Origin of the sequence: Salipiger sp. 1_MG-2023 (genome assembly GCF_030547555.1) — a bacterium.
Classification (GTDB): Bacteria; Pseudomonadota; Alphaproteobacteria; order Rhodobacterales; family Rhodobacteraceae; genus Salipiger.
Genome location: NZ_JAUOQN010000092.1, coordinates 1 through 9,354, shown reverse-complemented (window position 1 = coordinate 9,354; position 9,354 = coordinate 1). Strand labels below are relative to the sequence as shown.

9 protein-coding genes and 1 pseudogene are annotated in these 9,354 nt (G+C 62.8%); 2 read left to right on the top strand and 8 right to left on the bottom strand.

The genetic code is table 11. The annotated features are described in order from the left end of the window. Window positions 1–147 precede the first annotated feature (147 nt). Window positions 148–1,111: pseudogene (locus Q4543_RS22940) on the bottom strand (CocE/NonD family hydrolase); the annotation flags it as partial. Between the two features lie 20 nt (window positions 1,112–1,131). Here Q4543_RS22940 and Q4543_RS22935 point away from each other — a divergent pair. Beyond that, window positions 1,132–1,470, top strand: a complete 339-nt coding sequence (locus Q4543_RS22935) for a helix-turn-helix transcriptional regulator (protein ID WP_303442187.1) — start codon at window positions 1,132–1,134, stop codon at window positions 1,468–1,470. A 65-nt stretch (window positions 1,471–1,535) separates the two neighbouring features. Next, entirely contained in the window at window positions 1,536–2,039 is a 504-nt protein-coding gene (locus Q4543_RS22930) for a hypothetical protein (protein ID WP_303442185.1), read from the top strand. Between the two features lie 69 nt (window positions 2,040–2,108). Here the strand turns inward: Q4543_RS22930 and Q4543_RS22925 are convergent, their stop codons facing one another. From Q4543_RS22925 to Q4543_RS22895, 7 genes are read right to left on the bottom strand one after another with little or no spacing between them, the layout of a single operon-like run. After that, complete coding sequence (locus Q4543_RS22925) at window positions 2,109–2,606, bottom strand: nucleoside deaminase (protein WP_303442184.1); 498 nt, start codon at window positions 2,604–2,606, stop codon at window positions 2,109–2,111. Further along, on the bottom strand, window positions 2,596–3,570 hold the full coding sequence (locus tag Q4543_RS22920; RefSeq protein WP_303442183.1) for an ABC transporter ATP-binding protein: 975 nt from the start codon (window positions 3,568–3,570) through the stop codon (window positions 2,596–2,598). The genes Q4543_RS22925 and Q4543_RS22920 overlap by 11 nt, the downstream gene beginning before the upstream one ends. Continuing rightward, window positions 3,567–4,559: an ABC transporter ATP-binding protein gene (locus Q4543_RS22915; RefSeq protein ID WP_216002732.1), complete on the bottom strand. Its 993-nt coding sequence runs from the start codon at window positions 4,557–4,559 to the stop codon at window positions 3,567–3,569. The genes Q4543_RS22920 and Q4543_RS22915 overlap by 4 nt, the downstream gene beginning before the upstream one ends. After that, window positions 4,556–5,992: a chlorohydrolase family protein gene (locus Q4543_RS22910; RefSeq protein ID WP_303442181.1), complete on the bottom strand. Its 1,437-nt coding sequence runs from the start codon at window positions 5,990–5,992 to the stop codon at window positions 4,556–4,558. Before Q4543_RS22910 ends, Q4543_RS22915 begins: the two co-directional genes overlap by 4 nt. Further along, complete coding sequence (locus Q4543_RS22905) at window positions 5,992–7,173, bottom strand: amidohydrolase family protein (protein WP_303442179.1); 1,182 nt, start codon at window positions 7,171–7,173, stop codon at window positions 5,992–5,994. The genes Q4543_RS22910 and Q4543_RS22905 overlap by 1 nt, the downstream gene beginning before the upstream one ends. A 5-nt stretch (window positions 7,174–7,178) precedes the next feature. Beyond that, window positions 7,179–8,135 (bottom strand): ABC transporter permease, encoded by a 957-nt coding sequence (locus tag Q4543_RS22900; protein ID WP_303442177.1) that lies wholly within the window; start codon window positions 8,133–8,135, stop codon window positions 7,179–7,181. Window positions 8,136–8,148: 13 nt separating this feature from the next. Beyond that, entirely contained in the window at window positions 8,149–9,132 is a 984-nt protein-coding gene (locus Q4543_RS22895; RefSeq protein ID WP_303442175.1) for an ABC transporter permease, read from the bottom strand. Window positions 9,133–9,354: the final 222 nt, after the last annotated feature.

The following is a 9,354-nucleotide window of genomic DNA, read 5'->3' as shown; positions in this document are numbered from 1 at the left end:
GCGATGAAGGGCGTCAGCATCGCGCTGGCCTGTCGGACCTTCCAGGTCAGCGAGACCTGTTACCGGTACAGCCCCAACCCGAGCGATATTCGGCGACGGCCAGGACGGCTCGCTGACCCAGCGGCCTTCGCGCATTTCGTAGCTGCCTTGGGGCTTCGCGTGGTCCTGCATGAAAAGACGCAGCTGTGGCTCGTCCATGATCCCGGTCTCGCAGCCTTTAAGCCACTGATCCCACCAGCGCAGCTCTTCGCCCAGCCAATCGATCGCCGGGCCCGGCGCGCCGATATGGGGGTATCTATGCGACCAAGGTCCGACCAGCCCTTTCTTGGGGCCGCTCAGATTTTCCATCAAACGAAACACCGTGCGCGGATAGCCGTCAGCCCAGCCCGAAACCGCGTAGACAGGCACCTGCACCGTTGAATAATCTTCGCAGATCGAGCCGTGTTTCCAGAACGCGTCGCGCGTCTGATGTTCCATCCAGTTCTTCAGCCAGATCCCGCTGCCCTTCAGCCGGTCCCTCCACATGTCGCGCCAGCGCTCTCCCACATGTCTGGGATCGGGGGCCACGCTGTTGTAGCAAAACATCGTCGCGGCCCAGCTGATCTGCTCGCAGAGCATCGTGCCGCCCAGATAGTGGATGTCATCGGCATAGCGGTCATCAGTCGAGCAGAGCGTGACAATCGCCTTCAGCGCCGGAGGCTGAAGGCGCGATCTGCAACCCGTTGAACCCGCCCCAAGAGATACCAACCATACCCACATTGCCATCGCACCAATCCTGATTGGACAGCCACGCGTTGATGTCGCAGCCATCCTGCAACTCGGAGGCGGTGTATTCATCCTCCATCACGCCTTCGGATTCGCCAGTGCCGCGAATATCGACCCGCACATAGGCATAGCCATGACCGGCGATATATGGCGCGCGCCCCTAATCGCGCGCGAGCGTCCCGTCATTTTTGCGATACGGCAGATATTCGAGGATCGCGGGCACAGGTGCCGCTTCGGCGCCTTCGGGTATCCAAATACACACGGCCAGACGGGTGCCGTCCGGCAGTGTGATCTCGGTATGTTCGATCTCGCGCACGGCATGAGAGAACTTGGTGACGATTTTCATGGAGGACCAGATCGCAATTCTTGCAATTCGGCGTAAGTAAACGCGCCTTTCAGCGCTCCGGCAACTTCGCACTCCTGTATCTCTTGACACTCTTTGTGCTTCAGTATGCGATAGGCGGCAGGAACGATGCCCATTTCCCGACCAATCTGGGCTTCGCCTGCAGCCTGCTTCCTTCGATCGCCGAGGTTTGCCGGCGTGTCGACATCAACCGCCAGCAGTTCAACAAGTATCTCGCCGGCTCGGTGCGTCCCTCGCGTCACAACATGCGGCGCATCTGCGACTTCTTCGGCGTCACCGAGTCGGAGCTATTGATGGACCCACACGCTTTGCCGGTCTCATCTCACTGCGCAAACCGCTGAAACGTCCCGCTGCGCCGCCACAACATCTGGACGCTATAGAAAAATTGCACCGCCTCTCTGGCGAGATGACGCGCTATACCGGCTGGTATTTCCGCTATTCCTATACGTTTGGCTATCCGGGTCGGATCACACGCTCGCTGTGCGTGATAACCGAGCAAGACGGCCGCTATCTGTGGAAGAATATCGAGGTTAGAGTCGACCCCCAGCAAGTCCGCGCGCGATTTGTCGGGAAGTATGAAGGCTTCGCTTTCCATCTGGGGCATCGCATCCACATCATCGAACATGACGTTCTAAGCGCCAGCTCAATCACGCAGCTGATACTGTATCCGTCCTATGCGCCCTGCCCCGGCCACCTGCGCGGTGTGCAAACCGGAGGCTCCAAGCGTCGAGGGCGCAAACCCGCAGCCTCCGCTGTCGTGCTGACTTTTCTTGGCGAGCAGATAGACATGCGCCGCGCCTTGGCCCAGTGCGGTATTTTCGAGCCACACGAGATCGACGACTGGATCAAGCGACTCATCGAAAACCAGATCGACCTTGGCGAATGGGTATTTGAGATCGATGAGATCTAGGTGAACCCAGAGATCCCTGAAGGATACAGTCGCCATTGGAATTCAGGTTAAGGCAGAGCAGCCAAACCTTCAGACCTGCGATCGTGCGTGGCCTGCCCAATCCTTCAGGATCTTCGTGGCCTCTGCGTCCAGATGTTGTTCGGAAGGCATGAAACGCTCCGCGACCGCGTGCCCGCACTCATGAGTTAACCGCTCGACATCCACCGGAAAGCGCGCGGCCTCGGGCAGATCGGCGATGGCGTCACCGGCCTGCGCCATGTCAGCGGCGTAGTAAAGGGCGGTGATCCCGGCGATGTTCATCGCAGCCACGCAGAGCGCGCAGGGCTCACAACTGGAGTAAAGTTCACAACCGCGCAAATCGACCGTTTCGAGATGGCGGCAGGCATCCCGGATCGCTTCGGTTTCACCATGCGATGTCGGATCGTGGTTCATCTTTGATCGGTTGATGCCCTCACCAACGATCTGCCCGTCCTTGACGATCACCGCGCCGAACGGTTCGGTGCCGGGGGTCTCAAGCGCCTGAGCCGAGATTTCAATGGCGCGGCGCAGGAAGGTTTCATTGTACATCTTGGGTTCCTTCGTCAGCCGCAAAACATGCGACACGGCGGTTGTGGGTCTTGGGATTGCGCTGGGGGCGTTCGGACTTGCAGCGATCAAAAGCCAGCGGGCAACGCGGGTGAAAGCTGCACCCCGAGGGCGGCGAGACCGGCGATGGCACCTCGCCCCCCATCGGGCTGCGGTCGCGCCGAGGTGCGTCGAGATCCGGAATCGTGTCGAGCAGAAGCCGGGTATAGGGGTGCAGCGGATTGGCAAAGAGATCGGCGGTTGGCTGGATCTCGACGATGCGGCCAAGGTACATCACCGCGATCACATCGGCCATGTGGCGCACCACGCTCAGATCATGGCTGATGAAGAGATAGGTCAACCCCATCTCCTTTTGCAGCCGTTTCATCAGGTTCAACACCTGCGCCTGAACAGACACATCAAGCGCCGACGTCGGTTCGTCACAGACCAGGAACTCGGGCTCGCCCGCCAGCGCCCGGGCGATGGAAATCCGTTGCCGCTGGCCGCCAGAGAACTCGTGCGGGAACTTCACCCCATCTGCGGGCGCCAATCCCACGGTGCGCAAAAGCTCGTCAACGCGGGCCGAAACCTCGGCCTCGGGGGTGTCGGGCTTGAGCGTGCGCAACGGTTCGGCGATGATCCGGGCGACGCGCCAGCGCGGGTTGAGGCTGGCAAAAGGATCCTGAAAGATCATCTGCAGCCGGTCGCGGTCTCCGTGGAAGCGGATGCTGCCGCCCGAGGGCGCGTGCAGCCCTGTGACCAGCTTGGCGATGGTGCTCTTGCCACAGCCCGACTCGCCCACCAAGGCGAGGGTCTGGCCGCGCTGGATGACAAAATCGACGCCATCGACGGCGCGCAGGGTCTTGCGCGGCTTGCGCTCGATCAGGCGGTTGAGCCAAGGCGCGGAGACGTCGAAGCGGCGTTCCAGCGCGTCGACTTCGAGGATGGCATTGCTGCGCAGGGTCATGCGGCTTCTCCTTGATCGACAGTGCCGGTCTGCGCCAGCCAGCAGGCGGCGCCGGTGGTCTCTTCGCACGCAATCTTCGGCACCTCGGCGCGGCAGCGCGGCCCGGCATGGGCGCAGCGCGGATTGAAGGCACAGCCCTGCGGGATGGCGTTGAGCCGCGGCATCGAGCCGGGGATCATCTGCAATTCCTCTACGTCGTGGCGCAGCGACGGGATCGAGCCCATGAGCCCGGTGGTGTAGGGATGCTGCGGACGCCGCACCACATCGTCCACGGCGCCAATCTCGGCCAAACGCCCAGCATACATCACCGCAACCCGGTCTGCGGTTTCGGCGATCACCCCCATGTCATGCGTCACCAGCATCACCGCCGTGCCCCGCTCGCGGCACAGCCGCTTCAACAGCGCGGTGATCTGCGCCTGTATCGACACGTCGAGCGCGGTGGTCGGCTCGTCGGCCACGATCAGTTCGGGCTCGGCACACAACGCCAAGGCGATCACGATCCGCTGCCGCATACCGCCAGAGAACTGGTGCGGGTAGCTGTCAATCCGCTCTTCCACTGCCGGAATTCCGACCTCGCGCATCAGCTCCTTGGCGCGCTCGCGGGCGGCGGATTTGTCGAGGTCGGTGTGCAACCGTATGGTCTCGATAAGCTGATCGCCGACCCGGAACAGCGGGTTGAGAGAGGTCAGCGGGTCCTGAAAGATCGCACCGATGCGGCGGCCGCGCACGGATTGCATGGCCCGGTCATCAAGGTTGTCTATCCGGTCGCCAGACAGGTGAATGGTCCCGGCGGCAATGCGCCCCGGCGGCTCTAGCAGCCCAAGGATCGACATGCCGGTCATTGATTTGCCGGCACCGGATTCACCAACCACGCCAAGGATCTCGCCGCGGCGGATTTGCAGCGAGATATCGTCAACGGCGGTCAGCACACCCTTTCGGGTGGGAAATTCAACGCGCAGGTTCTGCACGTCGAGAACGACATCGTTCATGGCGTGGCCCTCTCGTAGCTGGGGGTGAAGATCTCGGACAGCGGCGGGTGACCGGCGGTGCGGTCTGGGTATTTGGCGATCAGCCCGTCAAACTGGGCCTGGGCGCGGGCGGCGTCTGTCGCCGCATCGACGCCGGGGATCACGCCGTCGGCCATCACCTGCCGCCCGTCAATCCAGACATCACGCACGTCGCGGCCACTTGCCCCGGTCATCAGCGTCTGGACCGGATCGGGGGTTTGCAAGCTGTGGCTCAGGTCGATCACCGCGATGTCAGCCTTGGCACCGGGCGCAAGGCGGCCCAGATCAGCGCGGTTGAGCGCCCGCGCGCCGCCAAGGGTGGCGGCATCGAACATATCTTCGGAGCGGATCGCTTCCATGCCGTCTGACACGCGGGCCATCATCATGCCGATCTGCATGTTGAGGATCATGTCTGCCGGGTAGGTGTCGGTGCCGAGACCGATGTTGATCCCCTTGGCGCGGGCTTTCGGAAAGCTTTTCAGCAGTCCACCATGGCGCGCGGAGACCAACGGGCAATGCACCAGCGTGGCACCTGCCCCGGCGATCAGGTCGAATTCCGCCGCGGTGGCCTGTGTGCCATGCGGCAGCAACCAGTTCGGGCGCAAAGCGCCGATGCGGCTCAACCACTCGATCGGCGCGCAGCCATGCTGTTCGCGCACCAACCGCAGCTCGGTGGGCGACTGGCTGCAATGCTGGCGCACCGGGGCGCCCATCTCGGCGGCGATCTCGGCGGTGCGTTGCAGCAGCGTTTCGGTGCAGGTCTCGATCCGGTCTGGGGCAAACATCGCGCGGATGCGATCGCCAGAGATACCGTCGATGCGCCCGGCAAACTCGGCGGCATCGGCCAGCCCCTGCAACCCGCGCGCCTCGTCAAAGACCGCGCGGATATTGCCAACACCGTCCGTCACCTGACCGCCGATGCGATAGGCAGGGCCAAGGTAGACACGCAGCCCGAGGTCTGCGGCAGCGGCGGCGGCGGCGTCGAATTCCGCGACGGTCTCGCCCCATGCGCGGTAGAATAGCGAGGCTATGGGCAGCGCCGTGGTGATGCCGTTGCGGATAAGCTGCGCAAAGGCGTGACGTTTCTGGAATGCCAGTTCCTCGGGGTCATACATCTCGTAGGGGCCGCGCGCGATGTAGCTTTCGGGCCAGACCCGGCCCTTTTTCCACGCCGGGCCGTTGTCGAAGCCCAGGATCGTGGTGTCGAGATCGGACAGCGCATCAAGATCAATGAAGCCGGGCGAGATCACCGCCTCGCCATAGTCGATCCGCCGTGCCACCTCGCCCTCGAAACTGGTGCCCACATGCAGCACGTCGCATCCCTCAATCACCACCACGCCATGCTCATGCACCGCGTGGCGCCCGCCTTGATGACCAATGACCCAGCGGGCCGAAAGAAGCGTGCGCCCCTGCATCACGGTGCCTCGATCACGCAAGCGCCGTCGCGGGCGGTGACCGTTCCGCCCTTGAGCACCAGCTTGCGCGGGGCATGGGTGACGACCGCCTCGGCCAGCGTCTCGCCCTCGACCAGCACGCAATCGGCGCGGCAGCCCACCTGCAACCCGTAGCCCTCGACCTCCATGATCGCCGCCCCGCCAGAGGTGCAGATTTCCAGCGCCAGTTCCACCTCGTCATCGCGGCGCAGATTGTTGCGCATGCCGATCTGCATCGCCTTTTCCAGCATGTCCGAATTGCCATAAGGCCCCCATGTGTCGCGGATGCCGTCGCAGCCCGCGCCGGTAAGGATGCCAAGCGCCTTCAGCTCTTTGACCGCGGGCACCGGGGCCGAGGCCGGCGCGGTGGTCAGGATGTGGATGCGATGTTCGGCCAGTTTTTCCTGCAAGCCAGCCACATAGGCGCGATCCACCGCACCAAGACAGAAGGCATGGGAAATCGCCACCTTGCCCTGCATCCCCAGTGCAATGGTGCGCTCGATGATCTGTTCCATCGAAAACCAGCCAAGCGCGTCGCGTTCGTGCAGGTGAATGTCCACCGGCTTGCCGTGCTTCTCGGCCAGCGCGAACACCGTATCCAGATGCCCCTTGGGATCCAGTTCCATGCCGCAGGGATCGATGCCCCCGACCAGATCGGCCCCCATCGCCAGCGCCTCATCCATCAGTTCGGCGGTGCCAGGACGGGTCATCATGCCCGACTGCGGGAAGGCCACGATTTCGATATCAACCATCCCGGCCAGCTTTTCGCGCGTGGCCATGACGCCTTCGATCCCGGCCAGCCCGTGGTGGGTATCGACATCGACATGGCTGCGGATGTGGGTGCAACCGTGCGACATGGCGAGAATGGCGTGACGTTCGCTTTGAACCTGCGGATCAAGCCCGAGCGAAACCTTCACCTCGCGCTCGTTGTCGATCTTGTCGATCAGACGCGGGCCAACCTCGTTGCGATACCACGGCAGGCCAAGCAGCGACTTGTCCAGGTGCGTATGCGCCTCGATCAGGCCGGGGATCATGATGCGCCCGCCGCCGTCGATCACCTCGGCCCCTTCCGGTGCCTGCGCGACAAACACGCCATCCGCAATATGCAGGTCGGTGGCCGGGCCGCCCATCGGGCGAACGTTTTGAATGGTCTTGGAAGTCATGAAAGTCACCGCAGTTTGGGGTTGAGTGCGTCGCGCAGCCAGTCGCCGATCATGTTGACCGAGAGTACGATCAGGCAGAGCTGGATCGACGGGAAAACCACGATCCACCACAGGCCGGAAAACAGGTACTGGTTGCCGATGCGAATGAGCGTGCCGAGTGACGGTTGGTCTGGCGGCATGCCTACCCCGAGAAAGGACAGGGTCGCCTCCGACAAAATGGCAAGTCCGAAGTTCAGCGTCGCCGCCACCAGGATCGGCGTCAGGCAGTTGGGCAGGATGTGGTGCAGCATCACCCGCCAGGCTTTCACCCGGATCAGCTTGGCCGCCTGTACGTATTCCTTCTTTGCCTCGACCATGGCCGAGGCCCGCACCGTGCGGGCATATTGCACCCATGACGGCACCGCGATGGCAAAAATCAGGATCGGGGCGGCAAGCACGTCCTTCAGGCCCGTGGGCAGCGAGGCGCTGGCAATGGCAGTGATCAGGATGGCAATCAGGATAAAAGGCATCGACAACAAAACATCGCCCACCCGCATGATCACGTTGTCGATCCAGCCACCGAAATAACCAGCGACCAGCCCCAGCGCGAGCCCTACGGCCAGCGCCAGCATGACCGATGCGAAACCGATGATCAGTGAGATGCGAGAGCCGTAAAGCACCGCCGAAAGGATATCGCGCCCCTGCGTGTCGGTGCCCAGCAGATAGGGCCATTGGCCGTCCGCCTCCCAGATCGGCGGGATCTCGGAATTCCAAAGCTCCAAGGCCGCCAGATCATAGGGGTTCTGCGGGGTGATCCACGGGGCAAGGAAAGCAGTCAGCGCCACCAATGCCAAAAGCGCAGCGGCAAAGATCGCCGAAGGATGCGCGCAGAAGGAAAACCACAGGTCACTTTCGCGCAAACGGGTCAGCCGCGAAGGGCGTTGCAAGGCGGGTGTCGGGTTCAGGGGGAGTGGGTTGTCCATGGGGGTCTCCGGTTCAGCCATTGCCACGGGCGCTGTCGTCGCGCAGACGCGGATCGACCCAGGCGTAAGTGATATCGACGAGCGTATTGAGGACGACGAAAATCAACGAAACGATCAGCAGGTAGGCCGCCATTACCGGCAGATCGACAAAGGTCACCGCCTGAATGAACAGCATCCCCATGCCGGGCCATTGAAACACCGTCTCGGTCACCAGCGCGAAGGCGATCAGGTTGCCGATCTGCATACCGGTCAGCGTGATCACCGGCATCAGGCAGTTGCGCAGCGCGTGACGCCATTGCACGCGTCTGGTCGGCACGCCGCGAGCACGGGCAAACTTGATGTAATCGGCGCGCAGGGTCTCCAGCATCTCGGCGCGCACCAGTCGCATCACCAGCGTCACCTGAAAGGTCGAGAGCGAGACCGCCGGCAGCACCAGCGCGGCGCGGCCCGAGGGCGTCAGCAACCCGGTCGACCACCATCCGATGTCCACCGTCTCGCCCCGTCCGAAGGCCGGCAGCCAGCCAAGCGAAACCGAGAAAGCAAGGATCAACAGGATGCCCACCACGAAGCTTGGCAAGGACACGCCGATGATTGAGCCCAACTGTAGCGTGTTGGCCAATCCGCTGTCGCGATAGACGGCCGTGATCACCCCCGCCGGGATACCGACCACCAGCGAGATCACCGTGGCCACCAGCACCAGCTCGAAGGTCGCCGGGAAACGCTCCTTGATCAGCACCATCACGTCTTGCTGGTTGCGATAGGAAATCCCGAAATCGCCCTGCACCGCGTTGGTGACAAACCGGGTGTACTGGGTGACGAAACCGTCGTTCAGACCCAGCCGTTCGCGCAGTTCGATGCGGTCCTGCAGGGTGGCCTGTTCGTTCACCATCATTTCGACCGGATCACCAAAGAAACGGAAGATCACGAAGGCCAGCAGCGCCACCGCAAGCATGACGAAGGCCGCATTTGCGGTTCGTTTGATAAGAAAGGCAATCATTCCGGTCTCCAGTGTTCGTCAGGCTCAGGGAGCAGGCCTGCGCCCTTCATCTTGCCGAAAAGGCTGTCAGGGGGTCCGGGGGATGACATCCCCCGGCCGGTGGGGTGGCCCCCCAACGGGGCGACGCCAAAACCTGAGGGGGCCGCGCCCCCCGTATGGAAACACCCCCCCTGGGTGTTAAAAAAAAACCCCCCCCCCAGACCCCCACACAGCACCGGGTAC